General features: G+C 69.0%; 12 protein-coding genes. 5 read left to right on the forward strand and 7 right to left on the reverse strand.

Going from position 1 to position 20,896, the window contains the following annotated elements; genetic code table 11:
- The first annotated feature begins 173 nt into the window (after window positions 1-173).
- A complete protein-coding gene (locus tag IT359_08945; protein ID MCC6929101.1) occupies window positions 174-2,120 on the forward strand; it encodes a S9 family peptidase in 1,947 nt (648 codons plus the stop codon).
- Window positions 2,121-2,166: 46 nt separating this feature from the next.
- Here IT359_08945 and IT359_08950 read toward each other — a convergent pair whose 3' ends face one another.
- From IT359_08950 to IT359_08970, 5 genes are all read right to left on the reverse strand, one after another.
- Complete coding sequence (locus IT359_08950) at window positions 2,167-3,522, reverse strand: amidohydrolase family protein (GenBank protein MCC6929102.1); 1,356 nt, start codon at window positions 3,520-3,522, stop codon at window positions 2,167-2,169.
- Between the two features lie 35 nt (window positions 3,523-3,557).
- Window positions 3,558-6,896 (reverse strand): PD40 domain-containing protein, encoded by a 3,339-nt coding sequence (locus IT359_08955; GenBank protein MCC6929103.1) that lies wholly within the window; start codon window positions 6,894-6,896, stop codon window positions 3,558-3,560.
- 831 nt (window positions 6,897-7,727) lie between these two features.
- Window positions 7,728-8,297: a nuclear transport factor 2 family protein gene (locus tag IT359_08960; GenBank protein ID MCC6929104.1), complete on the reverse strand. Its 570-nt coding sequence runs from the start codon at window positions 8,295-8,297 to the stop codon at window positions 7,728-7,730.
- Window positions 8,294-10,177 carry a CocE/NonD family hydrolase gene (locus IT359_08965; protein MCC6929105.1) on the reverse strand — a complete coding sequence of 628 codons (1,884 nt, stop codon included), beginning with the start codon at window positions 10,175-10,177 and terminating at the stop codon, window positions 8,294-8,296. Before IT359_08965 ends, IT359_08960 begins: the two co-directional genes overlap by 4 nt.
- A 17-nt stretch (window positions 10,178-10,194) precedes the next feature.
- Window positions 10,195-11,868 (reverse strand): beta-lactamase family protein, encoded by a 1,674-nt coding sequence (locus tag IT359_08970; protein MCC6929106.1) that lies wholly within the window; start codon window positions 11,866-11,868, stop codon window positions 10,195-10,197.
- 217 nt (window positions 11,869-12,085) lie between these two features.
- On the opposite strand from IT359_08970, the gene IT359_08975 reads away from it, so the two are divergent.
- The 3 genes from IT359_08975 to IT359_08985 all read left to right on the forward strand — a co-directional run bounded on the left by IT359_08975 (window position 12,086) and on the right by IT359_08985 (window position 16,192).
- Window positions 12,086-14,530 carry a S9 family peptidase gene (locus IT359_08975; GenBank protein ID MCC6929107.1) on the forward strand — a complete coding sequence of 815 codons (2,445 nt, stop codon included), beginning with the start codon at window positions 12,086-12,088 and terminating at the stop codon, window positions 14,528-14,530.
- 111 nt (window positions 14,531-14,641) lie between these two features.
- Complete coding sequence (gene apaG, locus IT359_08980; protein ID MCC6929108.1) at window positions 14,642-15,031, forward strand: Co2+/Mg2+ efflux protein ApaG; 390 nt, start codon at window positions 14,642-14,644, stop codon at window positions 15,029-15,031.
- A gap of 57 nt (window positions 15,032-15,088) precedes the next feature.
- On the forward strand, window positions 15,089-16,192 hold the full coding sequence (locus IT359_08985) for an MBL fold metallo-hydrolase (protein ID MCC6929109.1): 1,104 nt from the start codon (window positions 15,089-15,091) through the stop codon (window positions 16,190-16,192).
- Between the two features lie 54 nt (window positions 16,193-16,246).
- Here IT359_08985 and IT359_08990 read toward each other — a convergent pair whose 3' ends face one another.
- The gene (locus IT359_08990) at window positions 16,247-17,437 is read right to left on the reverse strand and encodes an ATP-dependent 6-phosphofructokinase (GenBank protein ID MCC6929110.1); all 1,191 of its coding nucleotides are present in this window, start codon (window positions 17,435-17,437) and stop codon (window positions 16,247-16,249) included.
- Between the two features lie 227 nt (window positions 17,438-17,664).
- Between IT359_08990 and IT359_08995 the strand changes: the two genes are divergently transcribed.
- Window positions 17,665-20,235 (forward strand): protein kinase, encoded by a 2,571-nt coding sequence (locus IT359_08995; protein MCC6929111.1) that lies wholly within the window; start codon window positions 17,665-17,667, stop codon window positions 20,233-20,235.
- Here IT359_08995 and IT359_09000 read toward each other — a convergent pair.
- A complete protein-coding gene (locus tag IT359_09000) occupies window positions 20,232-20,711 on the reverse strand; it encodes a hypothetical protein (protein MCC6929112.1) in 480 nt (159 codons plus the stop codon). The genes IT359_08995 and IT359_09000 overlap by 4 nt on opposite strands.
- Between the last annotated feature and the right edge of the window lie 185 nt (window positions 20,712-20,896).

Here is a 20,896-nt window from a genome sequence, read left to right on the forward strand (position 1 = left end):
CTCCGGTGTGGTCCCGCGATCCTGGTTGTGAGCGATCCCCTGTGGGGGCAGGTGCGTGGCGATTATGGATCGGCGGTCACCGGCTGTCTAGCGTGGAATACCGGGCACGACTGGCGGTGCACCCTGCACAAGGTAGCTTGGGCTTCCATCGCCTTCACGCACGAGGAACCTGCATGCGCCTTCGGTTGATCGGCCTCACGCTCAGCTCGGCTGCGCTCGCCACGTCTGGTACCGCGCAAACGTTTTCACTCGATCACTTCGCGAACATCGCGCGCGTCTCCGACTTGCGCCTGGCGCCCGCGAGCGATCGCGCGGTCTTCGTCGTCGCCTGGCCCAACTACGAATCGAACGCCTTCGAGTCCGAGATCGTCGAGGTCGACCTGCGAACGCGGGTGCAACGCACGCTGACGCAGCGCAAGACGGCATCGTCGCCACGCTGGTCGCCGGACGGGGACCGCCTGGCTTTCCTCGCGGCCGTCGAGGGGAAGACACAACTGTTCGTGCTCCCCACGCGCGGCGGCGAAGCGGTGCAGGTCACGCGATCGCCCACGGGCGTCGGGAGTTTCGCCTGGCGACCGGACGGTCTGGGCTTCGCCTTCACCGCGGCTCCGTCACCGGCGTCGCGCGGCCGTTGGGACGACGCGTTCGAGGTGAATGGGAACGATTACCTCACCCTGGCCGCGCCGCGCACCGTCCATCTCTGGACGATTGCTGCCGACGGCGGAGCTGCAACGCGCGTGGCCGAGGGGGAGTGGTCGATCCCCTCCCTCTTTGCCACCGTGAGCTGGTCGGCCGATGGAAAGAAGCTGTACTTCACGCGACAGGAGTCACCGGGGACGCGCGAGTGGGAGCGGCGCGAGCTCTCCGTGGTCGACATCGCCACGGGGCGCATCACGCCGGTACCCGGTCTCGAGGACAAGCGCTGCGGCGCCGGCTGGCCGTCGCCCGATGGCAGCCGCCTGCTCGTCTCCTGCCCCGTCGACGGGCACGTGAAGAACCAGAGTGAACTCGCCGTCCTTTCATTGGATGGGGGGGTGTTCACGCGATTGACCGCTTCGCTCGATCGCAACTTCTCGCGCGGCACATGGCGCGGCGATTCGCGTGCCGTCATTGCCGCCGCTCCGGACGGTACGGCGAGCGGTGTCTGGGAGCTGCCGCTGGGCGGCGCGCCGCGCCGTATCGATGTGGGACGCGTGGGCGTGAATGATCTCGACCTCACCGCCGACGGGTCGCTGGTCTTCATCGGAAGCGAGGCGCTGCGTCCGCCGGAACTCTACCTGCTGCGCGCCGGTGCCAGCGTCCCGGAGCGCCTCACGAACATCCACGCGACCGTGGCCGCCTTGACGTTAGGCAAGGTGGAGGCCATGACATGGAAGAGCGACGACGGGCTCCCGCTCTCGGGAATCCTCACCTTCCCGCCCGACTTCGACCCATCGCGCCGCTACCCGCTGCTGCTCAACATCCACGGCGGTCCGTGGGGTTCCTCGCGCGAGGTCTTCGCGGCGCGCAACCAGCTCCTCGCCGGCAAGGGGTTCGTCGTCTTCGAGCCGAACTACCGCGGGAGTGACAACATGGGGAATGCGCTCTACTCGGCGGTCTATCGCGACCATGGCGCCGGCCCCGGGCGCGACGTGATGGCGGGGCTCGCCATCCTGAAGAAGCGCGCCTGGGTCGACACGACGCGCATCGGCGTCTCCGGCTGGTCGTACGGCGGCTACATGACTACGTGGCTCATTGGCCACTACACGGGATGGAAGGCGGCGATGGCCGGCGCCGCGGTCATCGATCTCGTCGACGACTACAACCTCAACGACCTGAGCCTCTATATCCGCGCCTACGGCGAGACGCTGTCCTTCCCCAAGGATCTCGCGCTCATGAAGGAGCAGTCGCCGATGACGTACGTCGACAACATGCGCACGCCGCTCCTTCTTCTCTCCAACACGGGCGACGTGCGCGTACCCGTGACGCAGTCGTACAAGCTCTACAACGCCCTCAAGGAGCGCGGGCGCGAGGTGCGCATGAAGCTGTGGCCGGTGGCCGGGCACTTCCCCGCCGACCCCTGGCGCGCCCGCGACATCGACCGCGAGTGGGCCGAGTTCTTCGTGCAACGCCTCAAGTAGGCGTCCCACGGGCGTTAGGCGTTGTCAGGCGTTCGTCAGGCGGTATTCACGTGGTCGGTGGCGTCGCCTCCTTCTTCACCACCACCCCGCCCTTGATCACCACCTTGACCCGCTCGAGTTCCGACACGTCCTTGAGCGGGTCGCCCTTCACGGCGATGAGGTCGGCCCAGGCGCCAGGCTTGAGGACGCCGACCTTTCCCGGCGTGCCTAACAAGTCGGCGGCGTTCACCGTCGCCGCCTGGATGGCCTGCATCGGCGTCATCCCCCACTCCACCATCTTCGCGAACTGCTTCCCGTTCATCCCGTGCGGGTAGACGCCGGCGTCGGTCCCGTACGCCATTTTCACCCCGCCCTGCACCGCCTTGCGAAAGTTCTCGCGCTGCGTGCGCCCAACCATCCGCTCCTTGTCGAGGATCTTCTGCGGATAGCCAAGCTTCTGGTATTCGCTCAGGATCCAGTCGTCGTTGTAGACATCCATCACGAGGTAGGTCCCCTTCTCCTTCGCCAGGCGGATCCCCTCGTCGTCGATGAACGACGCGTGCTCGACGGATGCCACGCCGGCGCGAATGGCGCGCTTGATCCCCTCGGCGCCGTGGGCGTGCGCCATCACGCGCTTTCCCCACATCGACGCCTCGTCGACCACCGCTTTCATCTCCGCCTGCGAGTACTGCGGCGCCCCGACCGACTCCTCTTCGCTCAGGACGCCGGCGGTGGCGATGAGCTTGACCTGATCGGCGCCCATCTTCACTTCCTGGCGAATGAGCTTGCGGATCTCGGCTTCGCCGTCGGCGATCCCCGACATCCCTCCCATCTTCAGGTAGGGGGAGAAGCCGCTCATGTCGCCGTGTCCGCCGGTGGCACCAACGGTGAGCGTGGCGGCGTGGATGCGCGGCCCCGGGATCTCGCCGCGATTGATCGCGTTGCGCAGGGCAATGTCGATGAGTTCCGCGGCGCCGGCATCGCGGATCGTGGTAAAGCCGGCGTCGAGCGTGCGCCTGGCGTAGACGTGCGCCGTCACCGCCGCATCGATCGGCGAACGGCGGAACATGTCGTCGTAGTAGTTCTCGCTGGGCTGCGACGTCACGTGCGTGTGCATGTCGAGGAGGCCAGGGAGGATCGTCTGGTTCCCCAGGTCGACGACCGCCGTGCCCGCGGGAATGGCCAGCGCGCTCCCCACGGCGGTCACCGTGTCCCCCTCGATGAGGATGACGGGATTGGCCACGACCGTCCCCTTCTCGGGATCGATCATGCGCGCGGCCTTCACGGCCAGGCGCCGCGGCGGCTGCGACTTCGCCGCGGCTTGCGCCGCCGCGAGCTGCAACGGCAGGGCGAGGGCGAGCAGCGGCGCCAGCCGCGAACGAAGCAGGGAGGCCACGAGCAAGCCGCGTGCAGTCATGCGCATACCACGTCCTGAAGAAGGCAACGGAAGATCGAAGGTTAGCGCGAGCCGGCCCCGGCGGGGGTCGCATCGTGCGTCATCCACCACTGCCTGGGGAGCGGGCGCTGGCGCGGCCAGACCTCGGCCAGCGAGTCGCCGTCGTACAGTCGCCCGTTCTTCATCACGTAGCGGATGGTGTTGGTGTTCCTGATGTCATCGAGCGGGTTGCCATCGAGCACGAGGAGGTCGGCGAGCTTCCCGCTCTCCAGCGACCCCAGGTGCTGCTGCAGCCCGATCGACTCGGCGCCATAGATCGTCGCCACGCGCAGGACGTCCATCGCCTTCATCCCGCCGCTGGCGATGCTCCACAGCTCCCAGTGCACGCCGAGGCCTTGCAGCTGACCGTGCCCGCCGAGCCCGACGCGTCCCCCGGCCTCGACGAGCTTCCTGGCCTGTTCGGCGAAGAGCTTGAACGAGTATTCGCTGTCGCGGAACCACTGCGGGCGCCGCAGGCCGCGGCGTTCGAGCTCGGAGAACGGGGTGAAGCGGGTGAGCTTGGCGTCGGCGAGGATGTCGTAGTGCTCGTACCACCAGTTCTCCGCCCACGGGCCGCCGTACTCCACCAGGAGCGTGGGGGTCCACGTCGTCCCGCTGCGGGCAAAGAGCTGCAACGCATCCTTGTAGAGGGGGGCGATGGGGAGCGTGTGCTCGATCCCGGCGTAGCCGTCCATCGCCTCGGTCATGTTCTTCTTGAAGTCGAGCCCACCTTCCAGCGTCGGCGTGATCTTCTGCTCGCGCGCCGCCATGGCGATCCATTGCCGCTGGCGGCGGTCGCCGGCCTGGTACTGCTTGATTGTCTCGGTGAGGTAGAACTCCGAGTAGCGCGTCATCACCTCGCGTGCGTCGTCGGCGCTGGCGACGTTGTCGTAGGCGAATATCCCGGGGCCGGTGGCGTAGATGCGCGGGCCGATGATCTGTCCCACCTCGACCGCATCGCCGTAGGTGACCACGTCCGACTGCGACGTCTGCGGATCGCGCGTGGTGGTGACGCCGTAGGCGAGGTTGACCGTGTACATGTACGGTTGCGGCGAGTGGACGCCCCACTGCGGCCACATGTGGGCGTGCACGTCGACCAACCCGGGCATGATCGTCTTCCCGGCGACGTCGATCGTGCGCGCGCCGGCGGGGATCGTCACCGAACCCTGGGCACCGATGGCGGCAATTCGGTTGTTGGTGATGACGACGTCGCCGCGGGCGATGACCTCATCGCCGCGCATCGTGATGAGGCGCGCCCCGCGGAGGACGACCGTACCTGACGGGCGATCCTTGGGCGCGGTGATGACGATGTCGGTGCGCGCGGGTTCATACAGCGGCTTGACGGCGGCGGTGGCGCCGCGTGCGTCCGGGCGCCCTTCGGGGCGTGGTGGCGCCTTGGCCGCCGAGTCGGCGGCGAGCGAGTCGGCGCGCGCGAGGTCATACTGGAAGAAGGTCTTGCCTAACGAATAGAAGATGCCGCGGGAGTCACCGGTCCAGCCGGCGAACTCGCCGCCCAGGCGCGACAGGCGGCGGAAGGGGAGCGCGCCCCCCGCCGGCTGCTGCACCGAGACGGTCGGCGTGGCGCCGCCGGTCATGGGGAGCGGGACGACGAAGAGCTTGTTGTCGACCACGGCGAGGGCGCGCATCCCGTCGGGGGATGGAATGAGGTCTTGCGCCTGTCGGGGCTGCGCGTTGGGTCCGCCGCCGGGGGCGGCGAAGCCGGTCACCTTGAGGTGTGCGCGCCGGTCGGTGCCGTCCCAGCGCATCGAGACGAGTCCATCGCTCGCCTCATAGATCCAGATGCGCGAGGAATCGCGCGTGAAGGCCGGGCGATTGGCGTTGGTGAGCGTCGTGATGTAGGTCGCGGCCCCACCGGTGGCCGGGATCCAGACCAGGTCGGTGATCACCAGCTTGGGGTTGATCTCGTCGTTGACGATCGCGCGTTGCGTGCGGGGCGCGCGTGCGGCGACGAGGCGCGCACCGTTGGGTGCATACATCAGGTCGTCGTAGTACGCCGTCTGCGTGGTGAGCTTCTCCGGCCGGCCGCCGTCAGGCGCAACGCGCCAGATATCGCCGCCGTCCTCGGTCCACGTCACGTAGGCGATGTACTTCCCGTCGGGCGACCAGGTGGGCGAGTGCTCGCCGTCGGTGGAAGTGGTCAGGCGCCGCGGCTTGCCGTTGGGGAGATCCATGATCCACAACCGGTCGAGCGCCGAGAAGGCGAGTCGCTTCCCGTCGGGCGAAGGGCGCGCGCCGCGGACCTGGCGCACGGTGAGCACGGAGTCGTCCAACGGATACTCGAAGCGCACCAGTTCGCCGATCATCTGGTTCACTTCGGCGGTGAACGGGATGTTTGCCTGCTGGCCGCTGGCGACGTCGAGACGCCAGAGCTTTCCGTGGTGGGCGAGGACGATCCCCTTCGAATCGGGGGTCCACGAGTAGCCGGGGAGGAGGTCGCGCGAGCCGCGCGATTCGATATCGTCGCGCTGGATATCGTGGGCCAGCCAGCGTTCGTCGCCGGTGGCGAGGTCGCGGAGCTTGAGTCCGGTCACCGCCATCTGCCGCGAGGCGTAGGCGAGCCACTTTCCGTCGGGGCTCACAGCGGGGCGGAAGCCGGTGCCGAGGTTGAGCGTGCGCGTGGCGACGCGTCCCGTCTCGCGGTCGTACATCACGACCTGCGTGGAGCCCATCATCTGGTTGTAGCCGGCGGGGCCGGTGCGGGCGCTGGCGTAGATGTAGCGTCCGTCGGGCGCAACGGCGGCGCCCATGAAGTTGGCCGGGGCCGTGCCGCCGCCGGGGCCGCCGCCGGTGGCCGGTGGCGTCTGCCCCGTCAGCCGCAATCCGCTCCCGCCGTCCTTGTGATACAGCCAGAGGTCGTTGCTGCGCGAGACGACGATGTACGCCCCGTCGGGCGTCCAGTCGGGAGAGACGTACGCCATCCCCGTCCCCCGCGTGAGCGCCCGAAGGTTCTTTCCGTCGGGGTCGATGAGGTAGAGGTTCTCGCTCCCCGAGCGATCGCTGACGAAGACGATCGCGCGCCCATCCGGCGACCAGCGCGGCTGCCCGTCGAAGCCGGAGCCACTCGTTATGCGCGTCGCCGCGCCGCCGCCGGCCGGGAGCGTATAGAGATCGCCCAGGAGATCGAGAACGATCGTCCGCCCGTCGGGCGAGAGGTCGAGCGAGAGCCAAGTCCCTTCGTCGGTGGTGAAGGAGAGTGGGCGAGTGGGAATGAGCGGAAGGTCCGACTCGGGGGCGGTGCGGCGCGTGGAGTCGGGGGCGCCCTGTGCGAGGGCGCCGGCGGCGAGCGCCGAGAGCAGCGCGAGGGCAAACGTGGGACGGGCGAAGGCGGGGAGGCGCAGCATGGTCGCTCCTGGGCGGCGGTCGTGTGCAACGCCCGCTGACTTATGCGGCGCTCCGGCGCGCGGCAAGGGGCCTCGCCGCGTTCAAGGCGCGAGAGAGGGAGCGAGCGGGGGCCCACCTTCCCAGCGAAAGCTGGGACCCATTTGCCGCTGCACCGTGCACGACCGGCGGCTCTCGGGCGCGAAAGATCGGTGTCACACGAAGCCGCGAACGCGCAACGGGGGGGAGCGAGCATGCGAGCATCGCGCCCCCACCTTCCCAGCGAAAGCTGGGACCCATTTGCCGGTGCACCGTGCACGACCAGTGGCTCCCGGGCGAGAAAGATCGGTGTCACACGAAGCCGCGAACGCGCAACGGGGGGGGAGCGAGCATGCGAGCATCGCGCCCCCCCTTCCCAGCGAAAGCTGGGACCCATTTGCCGCTGCACCGTGCACGACCAGTGGCTCCCGGGCGGGAAAGATCGGTGTCACACGAAGGCACGAAGCCCCCGCGCCCCTTCCCAGCGAAAGCTGGGACCCATTTGCCGCTGCACCGTGCACGACCAGTGGCTCCCGGCCGAGAAAGATCGGTGTCACACGAAGGCACGAAGCCGCACCCCCCCTTCCCAGCGAAAGCTGGGACCCATTTGCCGGTACGCCGTGCACTGGCGGTGGCTTTCGGGAGAGAAAGCTCGGTCTCCCGCGAAGCCGCAAAGACGCCAAAGGCGGGGGCGCGCAGGCGAGCGGCGCGCTCGCCAGCGCAACGCCCCCCGTCCCAGCGAAAGCTGGGACCCATCTCCCGGCGCGCCGCGCACGAGCGCTCGGCAGCGCGCCCCGCACCCCGCCCATGCTCCGTTAGCTGCAACTCCACCGATGCAGCGCAGCCGCGTGATAGCGGTCGATGAGCCACCGTTGGCCCTCGCGCACGAAGACGATCGTCTCCAGAAAGTCGGCCTGGCAGCGTTTGCCATCGCCACCGGTCGACTCCTCGTGGTTCCTGAGCGTGGTCCAGGCCACGTTGCCGTTGAGGCGCGTGCGGAAGTCGCTGAACGATGCGGTCCACCGGGTTCCCGCCCCTTCCCTGAGGCGGGCGGCCAATTGGGGGCCCGTCAGCGGCAACGTGTCCTCGAGCAGGAGGAAGTCACGCGTGAGCGGGGCGAGGGTTCCCGCGGAGTCGGCGCCCTGCATGGCGACGTACCACCGGTCCAGCACGGCGCGGATCGCCGCCTCGTCGGCGGCTGGATCAGTGGCCGGCGGTGCGTCGGCGCGAATTGCGGCTGGCGCCGCGCCGACGGTCGCTTCGCCCGTGACGCGCGCATCCCCCGCGCCGGGCACGGCACCCGGCCCGCAGGCGGCGACCGCAACGGCGACGGTGGCCGCGAGAAGCACCAACCGGAACGTTGAGCGGCGAAAGACGCCTGTCATGGCACAACCTGTGGTGGAAGGACGCGCACCTCGATGCGCGAGGGGTAGCCCGCACTCCGGTACACGCGCTGCGTCGCCGCACGGAAGTCGCTCGCCTTGGCCTTGTAGATGTCGACGAAGGTCTGCGGGTTCCGGTCGACCAGGGGGAACCAGCTCCCTTGCACCTGCACCACCATGCGGTGTCCCCGGCGGAATGTATGGAAGACGTCGGGCATCTCGAAGTCGAGGCGCGTGACCCGCCCGGGGACGAGCGGCTCGGGCTTGGAGAGCGAGTGGCGGAACTTCGCACGCACCACGTCGCCGCGCACCAACTCCTGGAAGCCGTCAGGATGCACGTCGATGAGCTTCACCACCCAGTCGCCGTCGGTCCCGGTGGTCGTCACGTGGAGCGACGGCTTCACCGGGCCGGCGATGGTGAGGTCTTCCGTCAAGACCTCGCCACGGTATGTCACCACATCGGGGCGCGACTCGGCGAATCGTTGGTCCTTCGCCATGTAGTCGTGGTCCATGTCGGTGCTCGGCGCGCCCGCGAAGGGGACCGGGCGTGCGGGATCGCTGACCCACTGGTCGTAGGACGGCGCTTGCGTTGCGGCTGGCGGCTCCATCGCGATCGTGTTGCCCGCCCCCAGGTACAGCGACCGCGCCCCGCCTTCGCGCGGCGGCCACTGGTCGAAGGTGCGCCACCGATTGGTCCCGGTCTCGAAGACCCACGCCTTGGGATGTGTCCCCATCCCGCTCCCCTTGAGGTGCCCCTCGAAGAACGGCGTGAGGATCTCGCGCTGGTACCGGTCCGAGCTGGGCGCGCCAAACGACAGGTCGCCCACCTTGCTCCCCGAGTCGCGCGCCCACTGACCGTGGTACCACGGGCCGAGGACGACGGCGTTGTCGGTGGCAAGACTCTGCCGCTCGATGGCGAGGTACAGGTGCAACGCGCCGTAGAAGTTGTTGGCGTCGTACCAGCCGCCTACGGTGAGCACCGCCGGCTTCACCCGCTTCACGTGCGGGAGGATGTTGCGCGCCTTCCAGAACGCGTCGTACGTCCCGTGGCGCATCATGTCGCTCCATCCGGGGACGGAGTCCTTGAACCAGCGTTGCTCTGCCGTGGCCAGCGGCCCCATGTCGAGGAAGAAGCGGTAACCGTCGGCCGTCCCGAAGTCGAACGGCTTCCCGCACGACATCGACGTCCCCGCCCCCTTCTTCCCGCACATCGCCATGAAGTTGAAGGTCGAGGCGAGGAGGAAGGCGCCGTTGTGGTGCGTGTCGTCGCCGGCGAACCAGTCCGTTTGAGGGGCCTGCGGCGACACCGCCTTGAGCGCGGGGTGCGCGTCGAGCATCCCGGCAGCCGCAAAGAAGCCGCCGTACGAAATTCCCCACAACCCCACGCGCCCATTGTTGCGCTCGACGTGCGTCACCAGCCAGTCGATGGTGTCGTACGTGTCGGTGCTCTCGTCCACGTCGCGCGCTCCGCGCTTGACCGCCTTGTGCGGCGTCATGTGGACAAAGCGCCCCTCGGACCGGTAGCGCCCGCGCACATCCTGCGTGACAAAGGTGTACCCCAACGCTGCGAAGCCGGGGCCGGGCCCCAGGTAGCGCGCATAGCGCGCCTCGCCATAGGGCTGCGCGCTGTACGGCGTGCGCGTGAGGAGGATGGGATACGACTTCGAGCTGTCGCGCGGCGTGTAGATCGCGGTGAAGAGCCGGACGCCGTCACGCATCGGGATCATCACCTCGCGCTTGGCGTAGTGCGCGCGCAGCCACGCGGTGTCGGGCCAGGCCAGCGATTGCGCCGCGACGGAGGCCAGCGGCAGCACCACCGCCAGCAGCAACACGATGGCCGGGGCACGACGCCGCCGAGTTACGCGCACCATGCCTCTCATCATGCGGCTCATCGTGTGGCTCATCGATCGAAGCGGATACGCTTCATGCGACTGGCGCTCAACTCGAAGCCGGACACGGCGCCGTTCGCGTCGCGCGTGATGCGCACGAAGCCGCTGCCTGACGAGTAGCCGTCTCGGATCACCGGCACCAGCGGCGACTCACCCACGGCGCGCCCCTTGATGAAGAGCGAGTCACCCGACTGGCGAATCGTCCAGGACGACAGCAGCTCGGGGCTGCGATACGTCCCCACGAGCGGCGCGAGTTCTGCCGCACTGGGCTGCCACCGCTCGGCGCGTCGATAGGCAGTAGCGGGGCGGCCGGCGATGGAGAGCCGCGCCTCCTGCCGCGCATCGACAAAGCTCACCTTGATCATCCCCTCCATGCCGATGAACTCGTCGTCGGCAATGCGCGTCAGCGGGATGTTTCGCCCGCTGTACGAGAGGACCGCCGCGCCATCCTTGGCCTCCACGCCCAGCGCCCCCTGCTCCTCCTCCGAGAAGAAGGTCCCGACATACGGTGTGGGGTCGATGTTTGCAGCTGCCGGCGCGACGCCAGGCGCGCGGCGCAGCGGCGTGAACGACTTCCCTTCCCTGAACGACTTGTCGAGCACCACGTCCGCCACCTGCTCGGCGAGCCGCTGGGTGTTGGCGTCGCCCCGGTTGCAGGTGAGCCCGATTGCCACCCCCTGTTCGGGAAAGCGCATGAGCATGGCGCGATAGCCGGCCCACGACCCGCCGTGATGCACTCGGCGCGCGCCGCGATACGTGTCGACGAAGAGCCCGCGCCCGTAGCCATGCGAGGTCCCGTCGTCGAGCGCCCCGACCTCCTGCAGGCGATCCACCAGCGCTCGCCCCCCCACCTTGGCGTCGTAGAAGTTCGCATCCCACCTGGCCAGCTCGATCACGTTGGTGTTCACCGCGCCGTCACCGGCCTGATCCCAGTCGGACATGTCGATGGTGAACCCCTTGTCCGCGGGCTCGTAGGCCGTGGCGCGGTTGGGGACGAGTGCGGTGTGATCGGTGCGGAAGTGCGTGACGTTCATCCCTAACGGCGCAAAGAAGCGCGCCTTGGCGAAATCGCCGAGTGTTTGTCCGGTGACTCGCTTGACGATGACGGAGAGGAGGAAGAAGCCGGAGTTGCTGTAGTCCCACCGCGTCCCCGGGACGAAGTTGGTGTTGCGCTGCGCCAGGATGATGGAGAGCGCGTCGTCGTCGGTGGTGTAGTCCTCGAAGTGGTGTCCGCCGAGGTAGAGGAGTCCGTTGTAGTCGCGCAAGCCGGAGGTATGCCGCAGCATGTGGTCGATCGTGATGACCTTTCCGTAGTTGGGGAGCTCGGGGACGTACTTCCGCACGTCGTCGGTGAGCGAGAGCTTCCCTTCGTTGGCCAGCACGATGATCGAGGCCGCGGCGAACTGCTTCGACGTGGAGCCGATGTCGAAGACGGTGATGGGGGTGATGGGGACCCCGAAGGTGAGGTCGGCCATGCCGTACCCCTTCGCGTACACGACCTTCCCCTTCTGATAGATGCCGACGGCGCAACCGGGGGTGGCGCGCGTGAAGTTCTTGAAGACCGCATCGACTTTGGCGGGGACGATGAGGGGCGCGGCGGACTGGGCGCGGAGCGAGGGTGCGGTCGCGACGATCGCCAGTGGGGCGAGCGCGAGCGCGACGGCACGGGCGTGCGAGCGCATCATGGGAGGGCGGAGTTGGGGCGTTCCGGCAGGTGCAATCCCCGCCGGCGCGGCATCGGGCGCGGCGTGCATAGCATCCCCCCTTCGACACGCCGCGTCAAGGAATGCACGACACGCCACGCGGCCGGCTCGTACCGCGCGTCACACGTTTGGCTCTTCCGAGACGCGCCAGCGCGGCGCAGCTTCGGACGCCGGCTACCCCACCCCGCACGCCTCCACCATGTCAGGCTCTCGCCTCACGCGTCGCGCCGCGAATCTCGTCCTGCTTGCCACATTCGCCATTGCCGGGAGTGGTGTCATGCCCAGCGTCGCGCACGCCCAGCGCCCCGCCGCACGAACGCTCCCGCTGCGGCAGTCGTCGCTGGACCAATCGGCGGCCCGGGACTCGCTGACGCTGGGCGACGTGTCGCAGCTGGACCGGTGGATTGGCGTGGGCGCGCGCGACGCGCGCTGGTCGCCCGACGGGGCGTGGCTCTACTTCCGCTGGCCAGAGCGTCCCACCACGCGCGACAACCCGGACGACGATCCGTGGTGGCGCGTGGACCGTGCGGGGCGCGGCGCCGAGCCGGTCGCCGACTCGCTCGTGTGGCGCATACCGGAGGGGAGCGTGAGTTGGAATCGCGACGCCACGCTGGCGGCATGGACCTGGCGCGGGCGCGTGGTGGTGTGGGACGCCGCGCGCACGGGGGGCGATGCGACGCGCGTAGTCAGCGCCGGCGCGCTCCCGGCGCGCCACGTGCGCATGGTGGCCGGCGAGCGCGCGGTCGACTTCATGATGGGTGAGGACCTGTTCCGCTGGGACGCCGCGCGCGGCTCGGTGCGAAGGCTGACGCAGGCGCTGCACCGCGCGGCCGATGCGCGCACCGAGGGCGGTCGCTGGCTGGCGACGCAGCAGCTGCAACTGTTCGACCTCGTGCGCAAGCAGGCCGACAGCGTGCGTGCCGCCGGCGATCGTGCGCGCCGACTCGACCCCGACGCGCCGCAAGTCATCCCCGTGGAGCCCAACGCGACCATCGAGGACGTGCAGCGCTCACCCGACGGGAGCGCCTTCACGGTGCGGACCATCACGCCGGACCGGACGCGCCAACCCACGCTGTACATGGACTTCGTGACCGCGTCGGGCCACGCCGAGTCGAAGGCGTCGCGCTCCAAGGTCGGCGAGCCGCGCGACGTGATACGGCTGGGGATCGTGCGCGCCGACCGGCGCATCCCGGCCGACAGCGTGCGCGTGCAGTGGCTTGCACTCCCCGAGTCCAAGGGGCGCGCGGTGAACGTGCACGGGCCGTGGTGGAGCCTGGAGGGCAGCCTGGCGGTGATCGAGGTCATCACGCAGGACGATCACGACCTGTGGATCGCCCGCCTGGACGTTGCCACAGGTGCAACGACCGTGGTCGACCACCAGCACGACGACGCCTGGCTTGGCGGGCCGCCGGTGCAGTCCAACTATACGCAGCCGGGGCTCGTGGAATGGCTGCCGGGCGGGCGGCTTGCCTTTGCGAGTGAACGGAGCGGGTGGAGCCATTTGTACCTGGCGGAGGCCGACGGCACCGTGCGTCCGCTCACCAGCGGAGAATGGGAAGTGCGCGCCGCCACCCTGTCGCGCGACCGGTCGACGTGGCTCATTGGCGCCTCGCGCGAGCACCCGTCGGACGATCACCTCTACACCATGCCGGCCACCGGCGGCCCGCTCGCCCGCCTCACGACGGAGGAAGGGCGCCACGACGGGACGCTGTCGCCCGACGGCAAGCGCCTCGCCGTGATCTCGTCGCGCAACGACCGGCTCCCCGACCTCTGGCTGCGCGATCCCGCAGCCGCGGCTGCGCCCCAGGCCACGCGCGTGACCGTGAGTGGGAGCGACAACTACTGGAAGCACCGCTGGCTGCGTCCGGAGATCGTCACCATTCCGCACCCCGACGGCGGCGTGGTGTGGGCCGGGCTCTATCGCCCCGCGCAGCCGAACCCCAAGCACCCGGCCGTAGTCTACGTGCATGGTGGCGGCTATCGGCAGTTTGCCCACCGCGGCTGGTCGGTGTACGGCTTCTCGCACGCCTCGCACTACGGGATGCTCAACTGGCTCGTGCAGAACGGCTACACCGTCCTCGACTTCGACTACCGCGGGAGTGCCGGCTACGGGCGCGGCTACCGCACCGACATTCACCGTTCCATGGGGGTCAAGGACGTGGATGGCGCTGTGGCGGCGGCGCGCTGGCTCACGCGCACGCAAGGCGTCGACTCATCGCGCATCGGGATCTACGGCGTCTCGTACGGCGGCTTCATGACGCTGATGTCGCTCTTTCGCTATCCGGGGACCTTTGCCGCCGGGATCTCGGCGGCCGGCGTCACCGACTGGGCGCACTACTCCGACGACTGGACGTCGCGCATCCTCGGGCGCCCCAGCGACGACTCCGCCGCGTACGCCATTTCGAGCCCCATCAACCATGCGGCCGGGCTGCGTGACGCGTTGCTCATCGAGCACGGGATGATCGACGACAACGTCGAGTTCCAGGACGCGGCCCGCCTGGTGCAACGACTCCTCGAGCTGGGGAAGCCGTTCGACATGGCGTTCTATCCCACCGAGCCGCACGTGATCGAGGGAGCAGCGACGCTGGTCGATTTCCACAAGCGGCTCGCCGCCTTCTTCCGGCAGCACCTGGTGGACAAGTAGCGAGTGAACCGTGCGCTGCCTTAGCGGAATGCTGGCGTGGCGGTTGTCGCATGGGGCGCCGATCGCGCTAGAATACCGATCGCACACCCTCCCACTCCGCGAGGTTCCTCGATGGCGCCGACGCGCGTTCCGCTCTTCCACCGGATCACCGACGGTATCCGCATCACCGCGCGACCAACCTTCCTGCACGAACGCTCGAGCGCCTCGATCGGGCAGTACGTCTTCGAGTACCGCATCCGGATCGAGAACTGCGGTGAGCAGTCGGCGCAGCTGCGCACGCGCCGGTGGGTCATCCACGACGAGGCGGCGGGGGAGCAGGTGGTGGAAGGGGACGGGGTGGTAGGGGAGCAGCCGTACCTGAGCCCGGGCGACGTGCACGAGTACCGGTCGTTCTGTGTCCTCACCTGCCCGCGCGGATGGATGGAGGGATCGTATGGTTTCCTGCGCGACGACGGCTCTGCCTTTGACGCCCTCATCCCGCGCTTCCTGCTGCATGCCTAGCGAGCGATCGCCGCGCGCGGACGGCTATCTTCCGTCATCGTACCAGGAAACGCGTCGATGAGCACGAAGCTCCGTGGGTCGGCGGCCGCGCGTATTGCACGTATCCAAGCATCCCCGCGGTTCAACGGGCGGACGTTTGCCAATACGTATCCCGTCTCCAGCGGGCTCAAGCCCGGGGTCGAGCGGCCCACGTTGCGCGACTTCCTGTGCAGCGGCGAGCGGCGCGTCCCCTCGGCGCCCCTCCCACTCGTCGACCCGCGCCCCATGTGGAAGTCGGCGCCGGCCACCGGGCTGCGCGTCACCCGGCTCGGCCACTCCACGCTCCTCGTCGAGATCGACGGCGCGCGCATCCTCACCGATCCCGTCTGGAGCCCGCGTGCCTCGCCGCTCGCCTTCGCCGGCCCCAAGCGTTTTCACCCAGTGCCGGTCCCGCTCACTGCGCTCCCGCCCATCGACGTCGTCGTCCTCTCGCACGATCACTACGACCACCTGGACCGCCAGGCCGTGCGGGCGCTGGCGCGGCAGGACCTCCCGTTCGTCGCATCGTTAGGCGTGGGGACGCATCTCGAAGGTTGGGGGGTGCCGCCGGGGCGCATCACCGAACTCGACTGGTGGGAACGCGCCGAGGTTGCCGGTGTCACGATCACGGCTGCTCCCGCGCAGCACTTCTCCGGGCGCGGCATCAAGGACCGCAACGCCACCCTCTGGTCGTCGATGCACTTCCAGGGGGCGCGCCACTCGTTCTTCTTCGGCGCCGACTCCGGCCTCACCCCCGAGTTCCAGGAAATCGGCGAGCGCCTGGGACCGTTCGACGTCGTGGCGCTGGAGATCGGCGCCTATCATCCGTCGTGGGGCGACATTCACCTGGGGCCGGTGAACGCGCTCGCCGCGCGCGGCATGCTGGGGAGCGGGGCGCTCCTCCCCGTTCACTGGGGAACGTTCAACCTCGCCATGCACGCGTGGGACGAGCCCGCGGAGACCATCCTGCGCCTGGCCCCCAACGCCGGTGTGCCACTGCTGATGCCGCGCATGGGCGAGCCCATCGAACCGGCGCTGGTGGAGCGGCTCACCCCGTGGTGGCGCGAGGTTGGCGCCACCAGCACCGACGGAATTGCTGCTGACGGGCTCTCGCGCCAGTCGCTGGAGTGGCTCCCGGACTGAGCCGCCGATGCACGCCGATGCACGGAAGTGCGCGTCAGTGCGCGGTAGTGCGCGTCAGTCGCTCGTCATGATGAACAGCGGCGCGCTGTCGAAGTCGTAGATGGGGCGCAGGCGCGTCGTCTCGTAATACTTGGGAACGTCGACCACCTTCTTCTCCGACGTCACGCTCCCGATGTGGACGCTGTCGTAGAAGCCGCGGTGGATCGAGACCAGCCTCCCAAATCGCTTCTTGAGGATGAGGTCGAGGGCGAGGTTGCCGAACGCCATCGGGACAATCGAGTCGAGCGCGTCGGGGTCGCCGGAGCGGACGAGATAGCCCAGGCGCTGCGAGACCACGTCGATACGGCGCCCGTTGTTGTACTTGGGGGAGAGCTCCTTGAGCGCGGCAGCGACCTTGTCGCCCACGCCGCCCAGCTTGCGATGGCCGAACATGTCGGCCTCGTTCCCCTCGAAGCTCATCCCCTCATGCGTCGCCAGCTGCGCCCCTTCGGAGACGAGCACGACCGCATACCGCGACGGGTGGCGATTGCGGTCGTACGTGAGCAGCTCGGCCAGGAGTTCGACGTCGACCGCGTGCTCGGGGATCACGCAGCGATCGGCCGCGCCGGCCATGGTGGGGAGGAGGGCGGTGAACCCCGCATAACGACCAAAGACCTCGATCACGAGGTAGCGCTCGTGCGAACCCGCCGAGGTGCGGAGCGCGTGCGTGAGCTCGATCGTGCGCGTGACGCAGGTCGAGAAGCCGATGCAGTAGTCGGTCCCGTAGACGTCGTTGTCCATCGTCTTGGGGATAGCGACAACGTTTACACCCGCGTCGTGCAAGCGCTTGCCATAGGAGAGCGTATCATCGCCCCCGATGGGGATGAGCGTGTCGATCCCCATGTCCTCGAGGTTCTTGAGGATGTCGGGGGTGACGTCGTTGATCTTCTCGCTGTAGCCCGTCAGGTGCGCGGGGACGCGCTCGAGCGGGAGGTGCGACGGGCGCGTGCGCGAGGTGTGCAGGAAGGTCCCGCCGGTACGGCCGGCACGGTTGACGATCGCCTCGCTCAGCACCTGGATGTTGTCGCTGTTGTCGGCCCCCTTCTCGCGGTTGTAGTCGACGAGTCCGGCCCATCCGCGCCGGATGCCGATCACGCGGTAGCCCTCGCGCAGGGCGCGGATGGTGATGGCGCGAATGGCCGGATTGAGGCCGGGGACATCGCCCCCGCCAGTGAGGATACCGATCGTCCCCTTCGAGCCCGACATGTGCGTCTCCGTTCCTGGTTCGAATGGCCTCGGTGTGGTCGGGCCATCGCCCGGAAACTAAGGCGTGCGGGGGCGATTTTCGCGGGGGGCGACGACGGCGGCGGCGGCGGTCCCGGCCAACGGGGGAAACTCGTCCGGTTGGATGGGACGAGAAGTTCGGCGCTCTTGCTCGGCGCGGTGTCGCTCCCTCTATTCTCCAACCACCGGCTGCCGTCGGGAGGTCGAGAGTGTCGCACGAGCTCGAGCGGGAAATCCAGGAGGCGGTCGGGAACGCCTATCGCATCAGGCAGCGGCTCGCGCGCGGCGGGATGTCGCACGTCTTTCTCGCCGACGACACGGCGCACGCGCGGCAGGTCGTCATCAAGGTGCTCGATCCCGAGTTGGCGACCTCGGTCAACCAGGAGCGCTTTCGCCGCGAGATCCAGGTGGCGGTAGTCCTGCGGCACCCGCACATCGTCCCCGTGGCCGCCGTGGGCGAGGCGCGAGCGCACCTCTTCTACATCATGCCCTTTGTCGAGGGGGAGTCGCTCCGCTCGCTGCTCGCGCGCGAGCGCCAGCTCCCCATCGACCAGGCGCTCGGCATTGCCCGCGACGTGGCCAGCGCGCTGGAGTACGCGAGCGGCCACAACATCGTGCACCGCGACATCAAGCCGGACAATATCCTGATCGATCGCGACGGTCATGCGCTCGTCACCGATTTCGGCATCGCCAGGGCCATCGAACGATCGGCCGACCTTGCCAGCGTGACCAGCACCGGGCTCACGCTCGGGACCCCGACGTACATGAGTCCCGAGCAGGCCGCGGCGGAGTCGCACGTGGACGGACGCAGCGACATCTACTCGCTCGCCTGTGTCACGTATGAGATGCTGGCGGGAGAACCCCCCTTCACCGGCGCGACCGCGCAGGCCGTCATTGCGCGTCACATGCAGGAGTCGCCGCGCCCGCTTCGCATCCTGCGACCGGAGCTCGCCCCCGAGGTGCAACGCGCGATCGAGTGGGCGTTGGCCAAGGCACCGGCCGACCGCCCGCGTAGCGCCGCGATCTTTGCCGCGGCGCTGGCTCCGCCATGGGTGATGGGTCGCGGCACGCCGGCCGGGAGCGTGGCGGCGCGCAACGTTCACGGCGCGGGAGCAGGTGCAAGGACCCCGGGAAGCGTCAGGACCAGGCGCCTGCCTCGCCGCTGGCTCCTGGCCGCGCTCGCCGGCGCGGTCGCCGTGGGCATCGCCTCGCGCTTCCTCCCTCTCGGCGATGCCGGCCAACCCCGTGCCGAGGAGCGAGCCGTCCCGACGCGCATCGCCGTGACCGAGTTCGAGGACCATAGCGAAGGCGGCGCGCTGCAGCACATCGCCAGCGGACTCACGGTGAGCCTGGTCCACGAACTGGCCGCGGTGCCCGCGCTGCAGGTCGTCTCGCGAAACCAGCTTCGCACACTTAGGGAGCGTGGCAGCTCGCTCGACTCCATCGTCTCGCAGTTGCACATCGGCAGCCTGGTGGAAGGGAGCGTGCAGCAGTCCAACGGCCGGTTGCGTGTCTTCGTGCAGCTGGTCGATCCGTCCACGCACTCACCGCTGGAGAGCGCCACCATCGAGCGTCAGATTGGCGAGGTGTTTCGGCTGGAGGACGACGTCACGCACCAGGTGGCGTCGCTGTTGCGCCGGCGAATCGGCGCCGAGGTCCGCGTGCGCGGGTCGATCACCTCGACGCGGAACGCGCGCGCGCGGGACCTCTCGTTTCGCGCCAACAGCGAGCGCGAACATGCTCTGCGCGTGACGGCGAGCCCCGAAGCGTCGGACCTGGCCGAAGGGGTGACGCGCCTCGAGCGCGCCGACTCGTTGCTGGAGGAGGCGCAACGCGCCGACCCGCAATGGCAGGAGCTCGCGCTCGACAGGGGGCGTATCGCCCTCGACCTGGCGTTGCGCCAGGCCGGCGAGCCACAGCGACAGTCCTTCGAACGCGCCGTCTCGTTCGCCGAGCGCGCGCTGGCGACGGCGCCGCACACCCCCGCCGCGCTCGAACTGCGAGGCACCACGCGGTATTGGGAAGCCGCGCGACTCCCGCTTGCCGACTCGCTCTTTCGCGATCGCATTGGCCGCGCCGAGGCTGACTTGAGCGAGGCCATCGCGCTCGACTCGTCGCGCGCCGCGGCGCTCGGAACATTGAGCCTGGTGCAGGTGGCCAGCGGGGCGATCCCGGCTGCAGCGCGCACGGCGCGTCTCGCGCTCGCCGCCGATTCGTTTCTCGACGATGCGGCGACGATTCACCAGGCGCTCATCGACGCGTACCTGGTGGGCGGCGACTATGACGCTGTCGCGCTGTGGTGCGCGCGCGCGCACGCCGACTTTCCCGCGCGTGCCGCGTTCGTGCAGTGTGATCTGACCCGCCTCGCCGAGGACCCGTCGATCGCTCCCGATCGCGCACGTGCGCGCCGGCTGGCCGCCATCTGTGACTCGCTCGAGCCGGCTGAGCGTGCGCGGAAGCAGGGTCGTGACTATGTCCCGCTCTATCGCCAACTCATGGTGGCGGCTGTGCTCGCCCGCGCAGGCGACCGGGACGCCGCGCGACGGATTGCGCTGGAGCTTCGCCGCCAGGCCGCGCCGAGTGCGGAGCTCACGGCGGACCTGGCGTACGATGAAGCGTACCTGCGCCTGCTGCTGGGTGAACGCGCGGAATCGTTGCGGCTGCTGGCGCAGTACCTGCGCACACGCCAATCGATGCGCGTCCTGGTCGCACGGCACGCGCGCTGGCGTGCGCTGCGCGGCGACCCGGCGTTCGAGGCGCTCGTTAGGCCGCCGGCTTAGCTGAAGCTCACGAACGGCTCGTCGCGCCCGGCCTCGGTACAGACGCACCCGACGCGAAATCCTCCGGTTGAAGACGGCGGAATGTGCACGGCCGCTTTCACCCTGGCATCGTTGAAGAGGCGGTTTTCGAGCGCCTGCACCTGCGCGGCGGACATGAACCGCATGTAGTACGGGAGCAGGAACTTCTGGATCGCCGACTGGGTGACGAAGAGCGCGTCCACGCGCTCGGTGAGTCCGGCCGCGGGGTCCAGTGTCCTCCCGTCCACGAACACACGCACCAAGGCGCTGCCGTCGATGCCTGGCCCGCGCAGGCCAGTCTCGAGTTCGACCAGGACTTTGTCACTGGCCGTGCGCTTCGCCTCCGAGATGACATCGATGTCGCCGTTCGCCCGCTCCACCATCACCGCCGAGCTGCCGCGAATTCCATCCGCCGCCTCGGCCAGCCACCGGAGCTGGTTCGCGCTGATCCTTGCCATCGTCCCCTCCACACTCTGGGTAGTGACGCCGCACCCACACGCCGGCGCCGGTCTCGTACAGGGACCCCTAAAGTAGGAGAACGAGGTCGGCACGGAAGATCCAGTCAGGTGGGACGTGGCAAACTCAGCCGCAGCGAGGGTGCGCCGCGCGGCCACACAGAGCGACGGCGCATCGCGGCCGCGCC

It is taken from the genome of Gemmatimonadaceae bacterium, assembly GCA_020852815.1.
In the GTDB taxonomy this organism is placed as follows: Bacteria; Gemmatimonadota; Gemmatimonadetes; order Gemmatimonadales; family Gemmatimonadaceae; genus SCN-70-22.

Coding starts and splice junctions, on each gene's coding strand:
- IT359_08970 (MCC6929106.1), bottom strand. CDS start 11,868: ATGATGCGCTCGCACGCCCGTGCCGTCGCGCTCGCGCTCGCCCCACTG.
- IT359_09000 (MCC6929112.1), bottom strand. CDS start 20,711: ATGGCAAGGATCAGCGCGAACCAGCTCCGGTGGCTGGCCGAGGCGGCG.
- IT359_08960 (MCC6929104.1), bottom strand. CDS start 8,297: ATGACAGGCGTCTTTCGCCGCTCAACGTTCCGGTTGGTGCTTCTCGCG.
- IT359_08975 (MCC6929107.1), top strand. CDS start 12,086: ATGTCAGGCTCTCGCCTCACGCGTCGCGCCGCGAATCTCGTCCTGCTT.
- IT359_08990 (MCC6929110.1), bottom strand. CDS start 17,437: ATGTCGGGCTCGAAGGGGACGATCGGTATCCTCACTGGCGGGGGCGAT.
- IT359_08955 (MCC6929103.1), bottom strand. CDS start 6,896: ATGCTGCGCCTCCCCGCCTTCGCCCGTCCCACGTTTGCCCTCGCGCTG.
- IT359_08965 (MCC6929105.1), bottom strand. CDS start 10,177: ATGATGAGAGGCATGGTGCGCGTAACTCGGCGGCGTCGTGCCCCGGCC.
- IT359_08950 (MCC6929102.1), bottom strand. CDS start 3,522: ATGCGCATGACTGCACGCGGCTTGCTCGTGGCCTCCCTGCTTCGTTCG.
- IT359_08985 (MCC6929109.1), top strand. CDS start 15,089: ATGAGCACGAAGCTCCGTGGGTCGGCGGCCGCGCGTATTGCACGTATC.
- apaG (MCC6929108.1), top strand. CDS start 14,642: ATGGCGCCGACGCGCGTTCCGCTCTTCCACCGGATCACCGACGGTATC.
- IT359_08945 (MCC6929101.1), top strand. CDS start 174: ATGCGCCTTCGGTTGATCGGCCTCACGCTCAGCTCGGCTGCGCTCGCC.